This window comes from Streptomyces sp. DH24 (assembly GCF_029813775.1).
Taxonomy (GTDB): Bacteria; Actinomycetota; Actinomycetes; order Streptomycetales; family Streptomycetaceae; genus Streptomyces.
Genome location: NZ_JARVKW010000025.1, coordinates 70,117 through 83,661, shown reverse-complemented (window position 1 = coordinate 83,661; position 13,545 = coordinate 70,117). Strand labels below are relative to the sequence as shown.

The following is a 13,545-nucleotide window of genomic DNA, read 5'->3' as shown; positions in this document are numbered from 1 at the left end:
GCACCCGCACATGCGCAAAATGCATGCGGCGACGGATCTATACGATGACGTCATGGATGTGGAGCTGCGACAGTTGCGCTGCCTCGTCGCGATCGTGGACGAGGGCACCTTCACCGACGCCGCCCTCGCGCTCGGCGTCTCCCAGGCCGCCGTCTCCCGCACGCTGGCCTCCCTCGAACGCGCCCTCGGGGCACGGCTGTTGACGCGCACGTCGCGTTCCGTCGCGCCGACGGGCACCGGACTGCGGGTGGTCGCGCACGCCCGGCGGGTGCTCGCCGAGGTGGACGACCTGGTCCGCGAGGTCACGTCGGGCCGGGCCCATCTGCGGATCGGGTACGCCTGGGCGGCGCTCGGTCGGCACACCCTGCCCTTCCAGCGCCGCTGGAGCGCCGGGCACCCGGAGACCGAGCTGCACCTGGTGCGCACGAACTCGCCGACCGCCGGTCTGGCGGAGGGCGCGTGCGACCTGGCCGTCGTGCGCCGGGCGCCCGACGACCGGCGGTTCGAGTCGGTGATCGTCGGGCTGGAGCGGCGGCTGTGCGCGATGGCCGCCGACGATCCGCTGGCGCGGCGCCGTTCGGTGCGGCTCGCCGATCTCACCGGGCGCACGCTGCTGGTCGACCGCCGCACCGGGACCACGACCGCCGACCTGTGGCCGCCCGAGGCGCGCCCGGCCGTGGAGGAGACCCAGGACGTCGACGACTGGCTGACCGTCATCGCCACCGGCCGGTGCGTCGGGACCACGGCCGAGTCGACGGCCAACCAGTACCCGCGGCCCGGCGTCGTCTACCGGCCGGTGCGGGACGCCGAGCCGATCGCCGTATGGCTCGCCTGGTGGCGCAGCGATCCGCACCCGGCGGCCCGTGCGGTGATGGAACTGCTGACGTCGCTGTACGGCTCGGCGTGACGGCGCCGGCAGGCAACGCCGACGAAATCGTGTGGGACACCAAGCGCGCGGCGATGGAGTGCCTCGGCGCCCAGAGGACCTGTGGGACTACTACACCGGCCTCGCCGTCCGCCGCGGCGTCCAGCTCAGGCGGAACGCCGGACCCGACCTGGCCCTGCCGCACCGGACCGGGGCCGAGGCGTACCTGCGCCCCTACCCGCAGGTCACGAAGGAGCTGGCACGAGCGCGTGATCGTCACCGGCCTCCCGAAGGCCGACCCCAAGGACGTCGAGGCGCTCGCCGGGTACGGCGTCGCCACCGTCCACGAGGCCATGGGCCGCACCGGCCTCCTCGGCACCCACCTGCGCCCCGTCCAGCGGGGCACCCGGCCGCTCACCGACCCGGGACGGGGCGGAGCGGCCACGCGGGCCGCCGCCCCGCACGCGGCGGCCCGCGCCGGCCCGGCCCGGCGCCGCCGGACCCATGAGGTAGAGTTGACGTGCGTGTTCCCCCGAGCGGGGCAGACGCGCCGGGACGTGGCGCAGCTTGGTAGCGCACTTGACTGGGGGTCAAGGGGTCGCAGGTTCAAATCCTGTCGTCCCGACACTGCGAAGGGGCCTTCGCGGGCGGACAGCCCGCGAGGGCCTTTCGTACGTCCAGACCGCCGCGCTCCCGTCAGGAACCAGGACCCCATGCCCTTCTCCCCGGCCACCCCGGCCACCCCGTCACCTGTGCCGTCGCCGCCCGCTCCGGATGCGCCGTACCCGGCCGAGTCCGGTGGCCGAGACATACCGGCGCCCGCCGACGGACCCGCCGGCATCCGGCTCATCGTCACCGACATGGACGGCACGCTGCTGGACGGGGCCGGGCGCCTGCCCGCCGGACTCGGCCGCGTGCTGGAACGGCTGCGCGAGCGCGGCGTCCTCTTCAGCCCCGCGAGCGGCCGGCAGTACGCCACCCTGGCCCAGCAGTTCGCCGGCGCCGACGAGGGCATGGTGTTCATCGCCGAGAACGGCACCTACGTGGTGCGCGACGGCGTCGAGCTCAGCTCCGACCCGATGGACCCCGGCGTCGTCGCCCGCGTGGTCGAGACCGTGCGGCGGCTGACGGCCGGCGGGGCGGACGTGGGCGCCGTCGTGTGCGGCAAGCGCTCCGCCCACGTCGAGCGGACCGACGAGGCGTTCCTGGCCGAGGTCCGCAAGTACTACGTGGCCCACCGGGTCGTCGAGGACGCGACCGCCGTGGACGACGACGTCATCAAGGTCGCCGTGTTCGACTTCGGTCCGGCCGCGCGGACGACGGCACCGGCCCTGGAGCCGTTCGCGGACACCCACAAGGTCGTCGTCTCCAGCGAGCACTGGGTCGACGTGATGAACCGCACCGCCAACAAGGGCGCCGCCATCCGCCGGCTCCAGCGGGACCTGGGCATCACACCCGCGCAGACCATGGCGTTCGGCGACTACCTCAACGACCTGGAGATGCTGGACACCGCCGAGTGGTCCTTCGCCATGGCGGGCGCCCACCCCGACGTCGTCGCGCGGGCCCGGCACCTGGCCCCCGCCCACACCGACAACGGTGTGCTGCGCACCATCACCCGCCTGCTGGACCTGCCCGCGGAGTGAGACGGGGCACCCGGGGATGCACCTGGCCGGCGATGGCACAGCCGGGGATGTCACCCTCCCCCGAAGGTGACATCCCCGGCCGTTCCCCGGTGCCGGACAGTGGCATGCGCGTCCGGAGCACGACGTACGGTCACCAGCACATGACCGCCGTCTCGCCCGCACCCCAGGCGGAGTACAGGCGCACCCGGACGAAATAGCGGCGGCCCTTGACGAGACGGGCCCGGATCGTGGTGTTGTGCGGTGTACCGCCGTCGTCCCGGCCGGCGAGGAAGCGCGGCTCCCCGTCCCGCTCCTCGAAGACCACGACGACGGTGTCGCTGTCGCCGAAGGTGCCCACCGTGTACTGCCGGGTCTCCGCCGGCTCCACGACGAAGTCGGCCTGCCCGCCCGGCCCGAGACCGAGCGGCACCGAGCGGAACGGCACCAGCGCCTGCGGCCCGGACGGGGCCGCAGGCGGATACCGGCGCAGCACGAACTCCTTGTCGGCGCCCGACAGCGTGCCGGACGGGTGCAGCCCCGCGCGGTACTGCTCCGGCTCCAGGATCAGCCCCGACGGGAACGCGAACCCCATGACCGACTGCGGGTCCCAGACGTGGCCGTTGACCTCCGCGGGGTCCAGCTTGCGCAGGACGTTGCGGTCGGTCGTCTCCCGGCTCCAGTGGTTCGGCGGGCCCGCCAGCTCGGCGTACACGGCCTCGTCGTCCCAGTGGATACCGGCGAACGGGCTCTGGTGCTCGTGCAGCATGCCGAGCGCGTGCCCGATCTCGTGCAGGGCGGTGCCGCGTTCGCCCGGCGCGGTCAGGTCCCAGCCGAAGTTCATCGTGCGCTCGGTCAGACCGACCCGCAGCGCGTCCCGGCCCACCGCCGACCAGGAGCCGTCGCCGAGCTGGAACCCGATGCGCAGCTCGGCCTCCGTGCGGTCCGTGACCTCGCGGAACGTCACGCCGATGCCGAGGCCGCTCCACTCCTGGAAGCACTCACGGACCACGTCCTGCTGTTCCTTGGCCCCGGCCCACGAGACGTGGCGCGTCCCGCCCGTGCCGGGCACCGCGATCACCGAGCCGTCGCAGTCGTCGTCGTAGAAGTAGTAGTGCAGGACGGTGCCGTTGACCCATGTGCGCCGCCCGCCGGCCAGCGCGCCGAGCCGTTCGGCGGCCAGCCCCGGCGCGAAGCCGGGGCCCGGTGCCTCGGCGAGCGAGCAGTAGCGGGCGGTGGTCATGCGGACAGGTTGCCCGCCGCCCGGACCGGGCGCCTGAGTCGAGGGCTACTCAAGTCGCCCTGTATCAAGGGTGAGTATCCGTGCTCCTGATTCCGTGACGACTTTCGAACAGGACGCCAAGACGCTTCCACCGCCCTGGCCCTTCACCGGCCGGGAGGACGAACGGGAACTGGTCCGACGGTCCCTGGCGGCCGGCCGGCAGGGCATCGTGGTGACCGGCCCGGCGGGCAGCGGCAAGACCCGGCTGGTCACCGAGGCGGTGCGCGGCACGGACTGCGCGCGGGCGGCCGGGACGCCCGAGGCCCGGCACATACCGTTCGCCGCGTTCGCCCACCTGCTGCCCGAGTCGGTCACCCTGCACCGCGCGGTGCGCCTGCTGTCCGGCGTACGGCTGCTGCTGGTCGACGACGCGCACCTGCTCGACGACGCCTCCGCCGCCCTCGTCCACCAACTCGCCGTGCAGGGCCGCACCCGGCTGGTCGTCGTTGCCACCGACGGGGCCGCGGCACCCGGCGCGATCACCCGCCTGTGGACCGGCGAACTGCTGCCGCGCCTCGCCCTGGAGACACTGCCGCGCGAGGAGACCGCGCACCTGCTCACGGCGGGCGCGGGCCGGGAACCGGAACCGCTCACCGCGCACCGGCTGCACAGCCTGTGCCGGGGCGATCTGCGGCTGCTGCGGGCCCTGCTGGACGCGGTGCGTGAACGCGGGCTCCTCACCCGCGTGTCCGGCACCGACGAGTGGGCGTGGCGCGGCCCGGTACCGGTCACCGCGGCCGTCCGTGACCGCACCGCGCACGTCCTCGACCGCACCGCACCCGGCGAGCGCGAGATCCTGGACCGCCTCGCCTTCGCGGAACCGCTGCCGCTGGGCATCCGGGACTTCCAGCACTCCCAGGGCTTTCAGCACTTCCAGAGCCTCCAGCACTCCCAGGGTCTCCAGGACTTCGGCGCGGGCGAATCGGCAAGCGGGGCAGGCGACTTCGTTGTGCCGCTTCGTCCGGAGGGCGTCGAGGCTGACGGACCGCGGCCCGCCGATCCCGCCGATAGCGCCCTGTCCGCCGATCCCGCCGTCCGGGCCGACGGCGACCTCGGCTGGGGACCCGCCACGTCGGCGGCCGTCCGCTCGCTGCCCCGCCCGGGCGACGGGGGCGGCCCTGCCCTGCGGACCCTTGAACGTCTGGAGGCCGACGGGCTCGTGCACGTGGACGAGCACGGCGCGGTCCGGCTCGCGCATCCGCTGTACGGGCCGGCCCTGCGGGCCACCGCCGGGCGGCTGCGGGCACGGCGGCTGACCGGGAGCGCCGACCGGTGCCGGCCCGCCCTCGATGCCGAGGCGGCCGCACTCGAAGAGGCCATCGCGCGGGCCGACGTACGGCACACGCGGACGCCCGTGGGGGAGTGGCTCGCGGCGGAGGGCGCCGACCCCGTGCCCGCCGGGTACGCGGCGGTGCGCGCCCGGTTCGCGCGGCTGCGCGGCGAGCTGAAGGAAGCCGCGGCATGGGCCCGGGAGGGCCTGCGCGGCGCGGGCGACGACCCGGCCTGCCGTACGGAACTGGCGGCAGCCGCCTCGGAGTCGGGCGGTCTCGCGACGGTGCGCGAGACCGGCGGCGCGGAGGCGCTCACCGACGGCTTCTACGACGACTTCCACGACGGCCTCTGCGACGACCCCTACGACGCCGTCCGGCGCGGCGTGCCCGCGCGCGCCGGTGCGCGGCTCACCGGTGTGTTCGCCGTCCACGCCGAGGCCCTCGCCCGCGGTGACGGTGCCGCCCTGGACCGGGCTGCCCGGGCGCTGGAGGAGCGCGGCTTCCTGCTGTTCGCCGCCGAGGCGTACGCCCAGGCCGCCGGGGTGCACCGGGACCCGAGCGCCGCTCGTACCTCCCGCACCCGAGCCGCCGCGCTGGCCCGGCGCTGCCAGGGCGCCCGCACCCCGGCGCTGTCGGGCCTCGTCCTCGGTGAACTCACCGCCCGGCAGCGGCAGATCGTCACCCTCGCCGCCGCCGGCCTGAGCAACCGCCAGATCGCGGAACGCCTCACCCTGTCCGTCCGCACCGTCGGCAACCACCTCTACAGCGCGTACACCAGACTCGGCTCCGCCGACCGCCGCGCCCTGCCCTGGCTGATCCGGCTCCCGGACACCCAACCGGCGTGAGGGGTGCGGTGGTTCCGGCCGCGCGGACATGCCGCGCGGACATGTCGGGCGGTGGCCCGAGCGTGCGCGGTCGCGGCACCTCGCATCGCGTGGCGCCCACGGCTGCGGCGACCGGGTGCCCGGTCGTGGCGGGTCCGGCTCCCGGACCGTCAACCGGCGTGGCGAGGCCGTTCACGCCGCCCCGAACGCCGAGAACGCCCAGCCCGTCGCCTGGTGCACGGCGTCCCCCGGCATCGCCGCACGGGCGTCGCGCAGTGCCTCCGCCAGGGACAGCCCGGCGCCGACGCCCTTGTGCAGCGCGAGCATCAGCGGCACCACCGCGGCGTCGTTGACGGGCGCGCTGCACGCCACGACCCCCGCCGTGCCCAGCGGCAGCAGCGCGGTGACCAGACCGAGGAGTTCGTCGGCGCCCACCGACGCGAACCGCGCGGTGTCGCAGCAGGACAGGATGATCCGGTACGGGCTGCGGGCCAGGCGTTCGAAGTCGTGCACGATGAGCGGCCCGTCCGCCATCCGCAGCGCGGAGAACAACGGGCTGTCGGCGCGGAACGTGCCGTGCGCCGCGATGTGCGCGAGCGCGGCACCGTCGAGTTCCTCCAGCACCCGCGTGACCCGCGCGTCGTCGTCCTCCAGCACCGTCGGAGCCGCGTACCGGCCGGCCAGTTCGGGCACCTCGGCGCCGCGCGTCGCGAGCCCCGGACCGCGCACCAGCACCTGGCGTCCGTCCGGCGGCGGCGCGGTCTCCCGGGCGCGCAGCCAACTGCTCGCCGACGGCGACACACTGACCACCCGGTCCCGCATCGACGGCAGCAGCGCCCACGGCACCCGGTGCAGCCGCCCCGGCGGCACGACCACGACCGGGCCGGCGCCCAGGTGCCCGGCCGCGGGTCCGAGCAGCAGCTCCTCCAGCCGGCGGCCCGCGGCCTCCACCACCGGCAGCCGGGCCTCGGCGCCGGGGTGGGCCAGCCGCCGCAGCCCGGCCTGCACGTGCTCGGCCTCCTTCTCGGCGTCGGCGAGCAGCCCGGCCTCGAACCGCCGCACCCGTCCCTGCCCGCACAGCAGCACGTGGACCCGCCCGTCGAGCACGGCCAGCTCCACCAGCCGGGTCCCGTCGCCGAGCCGCTCCAGCAGCCGGCCCGGCTCGAACCGGTGCCCGTCGCCGGACGCGTCGCCCCGCATGTGCAGGGTCCGGGACCGGATCTCCCGTTCCAGGCGCCGCTGTTCGCGCTCCAGCGCCGGGACGGGGCGGCCCTCCATCCGGGCGGCCTCCGCGCGCGCCGCGATCTCCCGGAACGCGGTCAGCCCGCTGAGCAGCGCGGGATCGGCCGGCGGCCGGGTGGGCGGGGCCGACAGCACCGTGGCCCGCCACCGCTCGCTCCACACCAGCAGCCGGCGCGGCCCGCCCGGAACCAGGCTCGCGCGCTGCGCCAGCGCCGCGAGTTCCGCGCCCTGCGCCGTCGCCCGCGCCCGCAGCTCGGAGGCGCCCAGCGTCATCCGGTGCTCGTCCAGCACGTCCAGGCCGCGCCGGCAGGCCTCCAGGACGCCCCGCGCGGACCCGGCGGCCTGCGCCCGCAGGGCCTGCGCCACCCAGCCCGTGACCCGGGCCGGCGGCGGCCCGCTGCGTCGGCTGCGGGCGGCGACGGCCAAGTGCCGCTCCGCGTCCGCCGTCCAGCCCAGTCCCAGCGCGACCCGGCCCGCCAGCAGCGACGCCTCCGGCGCGGCCGGCGCCCCGAACGAGGCCAGCTTCGCCGCCACCGCCGCGGCGTGGGCGACCAGCCGCCCCGAACCACGCCCGGCGGCCACCCGCGCCTCGATCAGCACCAGCCGCGCGTGCGTCTCCCACCAGGTGCGGCGCTGCCCGGCGAACAGCCGTACCGCGACGGCCGCGCGCGCGATCGCGGTCTGCGGATCACCCGCCAGCCGGGCCGCCCGCGCGGCGGCCAGCAGCAGCTCCGCCTTGCGCGTCGACTGCCCGCCGATGCCGTCCAGCGCCGCGATCGCCCCGTCCGCCTCGGCCAGCGCCTCGGGGGCGAGTCCGGCCGCCATCAGCACCTCGCAGCGCCGGATGTTCAGCATGAACGTCGGCGTGCCCAGCTTCGCGTACCGCTCCTCGGCCTCGTCCAGCAGCCGCAGCGCCGCCGGGATGTCACCGGAGCGGAACGCGGCCAGGCCCCGGCTCTCCACGGCGTCCGCCTTGTCGTGTTCCTGGCCGGTGGTGTCCCACAGCGCCTCGGCCGCCGTGAAGTCGGCGTCGGCCCGCTCCACCGCGCCGAGGGCCAGATGCACGGTGGCGCGCAGCGTCAGGGCCCGCGCCGTCCAGATCACGTCGTCCGCCTGCCGCAGCACGGGCACGGCCCGCCGTACGTCCTCCAGTGCCTCGCGGTGCCGGCCCAGCACCCACCACACGTACGCCCGCCGGTACAGCACCCGGGCCCGGGTGTGCCCGGCGCCGCGCGCGACGCCCCGCTCGAACGCGGCGAGCCCCTGCCGGGTGCGGCCCGCGTGCACGAGCGCCACCCCGAGCGTGGCGAGCACGTCGGCCTCCCGCTCGGCGGAGTCGGCGCGGGCGGCGAGATCGCGGGCGCGCCGCAGATGCGCCAGCGCGAGCCGCAGATCGCCGAAGTCCCGCTGCCAGATGCCGATCACCTGGTGCGCGACGGACGCGCGCAGCGGTGCGGGGTCGGCCGCGAGTACCTCTTCCGCCCCGGCCAGGGCCTCACCGGGGGCGGCGAACACCATCGGCAGCAGATCGTGAACGGAGTCGCTTCCCGCTGTCACCCCTCGGATGGTAGTGCCATCCGACGCCCCGGAACGGTTCGGTCCTGTATCAATCGACGTCCCGGCGGCTCTGATTGACAACCGCCGGCCCAACGGGGAGGACACGCCATGGCACCTCAGCGATTCCACGAGCAGTTCGACCAGATCCAGCGCTCGATGCCCGACGTCCCGCTGGCGATGGGACCCGACGACTCCGGCGAGTTCCTCTACGAGAAGGGTGTCGTGCTGGCCCGCGACGGAGAGGAGGCCCGGCTCGTCGAGGACACCGTGCGCCGGCACTTCGCCACGGTCGCGGACCTGGGCGAGGACCGGGTGCGCCGCGCGAGCCCGGAGACCAACCGCTCCGGTGTCACCCGCATCCGGGTCGGCGACCCCGGCCGGGGCGACCGGCGCGGCGACCGTTCCGTCGCCGTCGCCCTGCGCGCCCTGCGGGAGACCGAGTCGCGCGCGGGCCGCCCGCTGGTCACCCGCAACCACGTGGTGTCGATCGCCGTGAACGCCTGCCCGGGCGACGAACCCGTACCGGCGCCACTGGGCCAGCCACCGAACCCGGCCCCGGCAGAGGGCCCGCACGACCCGGACACCGCCGTCGGCGTCCTCGTCGTCGACACCGGACTCATGCACGACTACCGGTCCTGGCCGCTGCTCGCCCACACCGACGGCGACCTGCAGGTCAGGGAGACCGACGACAACGGCGTCCTCCAGCAGTACGCGGGCCACGGCACGTTCATCGCCGGGCTCGTCGCCGCCGTCGCGCCCAACACGGACATCACGGTCGGCGGCGGCCTCAACGACGCGGGCGCCGTCCTGGAGTCGGAGTTCGGCGAGAAGCTCTTCGAGGCCGTCGACCGGCACGGCTGGCCGGACATCCTCAGCCTGTCCGCGGGCACCGCGAACGGCCGCACCGACGGCCTGCTCGGCGTGGAGAACTTCATGCGGGCCCTGCGCGAACAGCGCACGCTGCTGATCTCCGCGGCCGGCAACAACGGCAGCGCCACGCCCTTCTGGCCCGCCGCCTACGCCGACCAGCCCGCCTACGCCGAGGCCGTGCTGTCCGTCGGCGCGCTGCGCGGCGACGGCGAGTTCGGCGCCTGCTTCAGCAACCACGGCGGCTGGGTCAAGGCCTACGCCCCCGGCGAGCGCCTCACCAGTGCCCTGACCGGTTTCGGCACCCCCGTCCCGTACGTCTACCAGCACTCCACCTACGACACCTGCCGCTACGGCTTCGACTACCCCTGCACCTGCCAGTACCCCCGGCACACCGGCGTGCTGAGCGAGGAGCAGGAGGGCACCGGGAGCAAGCCGGACCAGGTGATGTTCGAGGGACCGGCGTACTGGAGCGGCACCTCGTTCGCGACCCCGGTGGTCGCCGGGGCGGTCGCCGCGCACATGACGGCGCACAAGGAGACCGACCCGCGCGTGGCGCTGCGGCAACTCCTCGCCGTCAACACCGGGTTCGCCGAAGTGCACGGGGCGTACGCACCGGCGCTCAGGCCGCCCACATGGCGCCCGGTGCCCGTGGTGCAGCCCGCCCCCCGGTCATGAGGGCCGGAACCGTCCCCTCCACGGCGTACGATGACTGGCCGTACACGAGGGGTGGAGCCGTGGACCGTGCAGATGTCGGCGCGCTCGTCCGGTCCGCCGCCGACGGCGACGCGGCGGCCTGGAAGGCGATTGTGGAAGGGCTGAGCCCGCTGGTGTGGTCGGTGGTGCGCGCGCACCGGCTCTCCGACGCCGACGCGCACGAGGTCTACCAGACCGTGTGGTTCCGCTTCGCCCAGCATCTCGGTCGGCTGCGGGAACCCGAGAAGGCCGGTTCCTGGCTCGCGAGCACCGCGCGGCACGAGTGCCTGAAGGTCATCAAGGCGCTGCGGCGCATGACTCCGACGGACGATCCGCAGCTGCTGGACCGGGTCAGCGAGGGCCGTACGCCGGAGCAGTCGGTGCTCGACTCGGAGGAGGCCGCCGCCGAGAGCGAGCGGGTTCGCAGGCTGTGGCAGGAGTTCGAGAAGCTCGGCGAACGGTGCCGGCAGTTGCTGCGGGTGCTGATCGCCTCGCCGCCGCCCAGCTACCAGGAGGTGTCCGCGGCGCTGGGCATCGCCGTCGGCAGTATCGGACCGACGCGCCAGCGCTGCCTGCGCCGGCTGCGGGCGCGGCTCGAATCGAGGGGGACGGCATGAGCGACGACGGCATCGACGGCGGCCCGGCCCGGCCGGGACCCTTCGACGGAGACCCCCTGGACGACGAGGAGTTCGGCGGTGACGTGCTGGAGGAGGAGCTGCGGCAGGCGGCCGTCGTCCTCGACCCGGTGCCGCCCCAGCTGCGGCAACTGGCCGTGGACGCCTTCGCCCTGCACGATCTGGACGCCCGGATCGCCGAGTTGACGTTCGACTCGCTGGTGGACGCCATCCCAGTGCGGGGAGCCGCGGACGTGCCGCGGATGCTGACGTTCACCGCGGGCGAGGTGACCGTGGACGTGGAGGTGACCGGCGAGGGCCTGATCGGTCAGGTGCTGCCGCCGGGGCCGGCCCGCATCGAGGTGCTCGGCGGCCCGCGCACCACGGTGCCGCTGACGGCCGACGACATGGGCCGCTTCGCCGGTGACGTCCGGCCCGCCGGTCCCTTCGCGCTGCGGGTGCGCACCGGCGGGGAGACGGTCGTCACGGAGTGGCTGCGGGCCTGAAAGCGCCGTCACCAGGTGCAGGGCAGGCTGCGCGGGCCGCGGATCATCGTCCGGTGCCGCCACGGCACCCGCTCGGGCGGCACGGCGAGCCGCAGCCCCGGCAGCCGGTCCAGCAGCGTGCCGACGAGCAGCTCGGTCTGCAGGCGGGCGAGCACGGCGCCGGTGCAGAAGTGCGGCCCGTTGCCGAACGCCAGATGCGGGTTGGGGGCACGGTCGGGGTCGATGCGGTCCGGCTCCGGGAAGACGTCCGGGTCGCGGTTGGCGGCCAGGTAGGAGACGTACACGGGCTCGCCCGCGGCGATGCGCACGCCGTGCAGGTGGACGTCCTCCAGGGCGATGCGGGCGAGGCCGACCGAGCTGCGGTGCGGGACGTAGCGCAGCAGCTCGTCCAGGACGGCGCCCCGCTTCTCGGGCCGCTCCCGCATCCGGGCCATCAGCTCGGGCCGGGTCAGCAGCAGGTACAGCATCTGGCCGCAGTTGTGCGTGACCGCCTCGCCGCCGATCTGCAGCGGCCCGGCGAGTCCGACCGCCTCCGCCTCGGTGAGTTCGCCGCGGGCGACGGCGGCGCCGAGCAGCGCGTACACGTCGTCGCCGGTGCTGCCGGCCCGCGCCCTGACGGTGTCCGTGATCCACCCGTACAGGCCCTGCTTGGCCTGTTCCGCTGCCTCGGCGCCGCCGGACGTGGAGATGATCTGCCGGGTCCAGGCGTGCACCCGCTCGCGGTCCGCCGCCCGCACGCCCATGACCTCGCTGACCACGGCGATCGGGAACGGCTCCAGGACCCGCTCGACCAGATCGGCCGGCGGGCCGTCCCGTACCACGCCGGCCACGAGGTCGTCGAGGATCGCCCGGGCGCGGGGCCGCAGGCGTTTCGTCGCGCTCACCGTGAAGGCGGCGGCGACGGCCTTGCGCAGCCGGTTGTGGTCCGGCTGGTCGGCGAAGGCGAGTGATCCGGGCCGCGGCTTGAAGTGCGGTGCCAGCCGCGTCACCTGACGCTTCGTCACCTCGGCGCGGCCGAAGCGGGGATCGTTGGTGATCAGCCTGACGTCGTCGTAGCGGGTCGCCAGCCACGCCCAGCCCTCGCCGTGCGGCAGCCGGACCCGGGTCAGCGGGCCCTCGCGCATGAGCGCGGCGAGTACCGGGTCGAACTCCGTCCCGTCCAGGTCGAGCGCGGGCCAGTCCCGCACCGGGGGCGGGTCCTGGCCGGTCAGCGTGGAGGTCTCCTCGGTCATCCCTCCACCATGGGGGCGGGGCCCGGCGCCTGTCGCGCGGGAGTGCTCCAGCCGGTGGCACAGCCCTTTGCGGGGCGGGAGCCCGTCCCGCCCTCAGCGGGACACGGCCGCCACGAGCTCGGCGAGGGCGCCGGCCAGCCGGTCCAGGCCCGGCCCGGCGGGGCCGCCCGGCTCCGCCATGTACGTGTCCCGGCGGATCTCCACCATCAGCGCCGCGACCTCGGGCCGCTTGCCGTAGAACTCCAGCGGTACGTACGCGCCGCCGAACGGGCTGTCCAGGCCGACCTCCCCGCAGCGCCCGAACGCCTTGCGGGCCGCCTCCAGCAGGGCGGGCGGCGTGTGGAAGGCGTCGGTGCCGAGGCAGACCGGCGGGCGCGGCCCCTCGCCGTGCAGTTCGTAGGGCAGCGGGGCGGTGGGGTAGGAGTGCACGTCGATGATCACCGCCCGCCCGGTCGCGGCGAGCCGGTCGGCGACCGCCTCGGTCATCGCCCGCGCGTACGGCCGGAAGTACCGCCGCAGGAGCGGCTCCGGGTCGGTGTCCGCGGGCCGCAGCTCGGCGCGGTGCGTGGTCCGCGTGTACACGGCGCCCATGCCGGCCGCGAGCATCTCCTCCCGCTCGTCCGGGAACCGCTCCGGGTCCACGACCAGCCGCGACAGCCGGTTGACGAACCGCCAGGGCGTGAGCCCCGCCCGTGCGGCCGCCGCGTCGGCGAGTTCGGCCGTGTGCGCGTCGGTGATGTGGTCCAACTCCCGTGCGAGCGCCGCGTCGTCCAGCACGATGCCCGCCCGCACCCCGGCCGGGATCTCCCGCGCCGAGTGCGGCACGTGCAGGACGACCGGCGACCGCGCGGCGCCGGGCAGCAGTTCGAAGGGGCGTGGCACTTGGGACACGGGGCTGCTCCGGGGGCGTGGTCGGGGGGACGGCTCCGCCCCGCCCGGCGGACGCCGGACGGGGCGGGGTGGGCGCCTG

At 75.4% G+C, this 13,545-nt stretch carries 10 protein-coding genes, 1 tRNA gene and 1 pseudogene; 8 read left to right on the top strand and 4 right to left on the bottom strand.

Annotated features, from left to right (window positions below):
• Positions 1-52 precede the first annotated feature (52 nt).
• The 4 genes and pseudogenes from QC282_RS20775 to QC282_RS20760 all read left to right on the top strand — a co-directional run bounded on the left by QC282_RS20775 (position 53) and on the right by QC282_RS20760 (position 2,508).
• A complete protein-coding gene (locus tag QC282_RS20775; RefSeq protein WP_279551017.1) occupies positions 53-907 on the top strand; it encodes a LysR family transcriptional regulator in 855 nt (284 codons plus the stop codon).
• Positions 908-936: 29 nt separating this feature from the next.
• A pseudogene (locus tag QC282_RS20770) lies at positions 937-1,127 on the top strand (PIG-L family deacetylase); the annotation flags it as partial.
• A gap of 289 nt (positions 1,128-1,416) precedes the next feature.
• Positions 1,417-1,490: transfer RNA gene (locus QC282_RS20765), tRNA-Pro, on the top strand.
• An 88-nt stretch (positions 1,491-1,578) separates the two neighbouring features.
• Complete coding sequence (locus QC282_RS20760; RefSeq protein WP_279551016.1) at positions 1,579-2,508, top strand: Cof-type HAD-IIB family hydrolase; 930 nt, start codon at positions 1,579-1,581, stop codon at positions 2,506-2,508.
• Positions 2,509-2,638: 130 nt separating this feature from the next.
• Here the strand turns inward: QC282_RS20760 and QC282_RS20755 are convergent, their stop codons facing one another.
• Positions 2,639-3,727, bottom strand: a complete 1,089-nt coding sequence (locus tag QC282_RS20755; protein WP_279551015.1) for a M12 family metallopeptidase — start codon at positions 3,725-3,727, stop codon at positions 2,639-2,641.
• A gap of 94 nt (positions 3,728-3,821) precedes the next feature.
• Between QC282_RS20755 and QC282_RS20750 the strand changes: the two genes are divergently transcribed.
• Positions 3,822-5,882, top strand: coding sequence for a LuxR family transcriptional regulator (locus QC282_RS20750; protein WP_279551014.1), 2,061 nt, complete (start codon positions 3,822-3,824; stop codon positions 5,880-5,882).
• 171 nt (positions 5,883-6,053) lie between these two features.
• On the opposite strand, the gene QC282_RS20745 is transcribed toward QC282_RS20750, so the two are convergent.
• Positions 6,054-8,621, bottom strand: a complete 2,568-nt coding sequence (locus tag QC282_RS20745) for a CHAT domain-containing tetratricopeptide repeat protein (protein WP_279551051.1) — start codon at positions 8,619-8,621, stop codon at positions 6,054-6,056.
• A 147-nt stretch (positions 8,622-8,768) separates the two neighbouring features.
• Between QC282_RS20745 and QC282_RS20740 the strand changes: the two genes are divergently transcribed.
• The 3 genes from QC282_RS20740 to QC282_RS20730 are packed head-to-tail and all read left to right on the top strand — an operon-like array spanning position 8,769 to position 11,343.
• On the top strand, positions 8,769-10,205 hold the full coding sequence (locus QC282_RS20740; RefSeq protein ID WP_279551013.1) for a S8/S53 family peptidase: 1,437 nt from the start codon (positions 8,769-8,771) through the stop codon (positions 10,203-10,205).
• On the top strand, positions 10,202-10,840 hold the full coding sequence (locus QC282_RS20735) for a sigma-70 family RNA polymerase sigma factor (protein WP_279551012.1): 639 nt from the start codon (positions 10,202-10,204) through the stop codon (positions 10,838-10,840). The genes QC282_RS20740 and QC282_RS20735 overlap by 4 nt, the downstream gene beginning before the upstream one ends.
• The gene (locus QC282_RS20730) at positions 10,837-11,343 is read left to right on the top strand and encodes a hypothetical protein (protein ID WP_279551011.1); all 507 of its coding nucleotides are present in this window, start codon (positions 10,837-10,839) and stop codon (positions 11,341-11,343) included. Before QC282_RS20735 ends, QC282_RS20730 begins: the two co-directional genes overlap by 4 nt.
• 8 nt (positions 11,344-11,351) lie before the next feature.
• Here QC282_RS20730 and QC282_RS20725 read toward each other — a convergent pair whose 3' ends face one another.
• Both QC282_RS20725 and QC282_RS20720 read right to left on the bottom strand, forming a co-directional pair.
• Positions 11,352-12,575, bottom strand: a complete 1,224-nt coding sequence (locus QC282_RS20725) for a cytochrome P450 (protein ID WP_279551010.1) — start codon at positions 12,573-12,575, stop codon at positions 11,352-11,354.
• Between the two features lie 93 nt (positions 12,576-12,668).
• Positions 12,669-13,466, bottom strand: coding sequence for an N-formylglutamate amidohydrolase (locus QC282_RS20720; RefSeq protein ID WP_279551009.1), 798 nt, complete (start codon positions 13,464-13,466; stop codon positions 12,669-12,671).
• Positions 13,467-13,545: the final 79 nt, after the last annotated feature.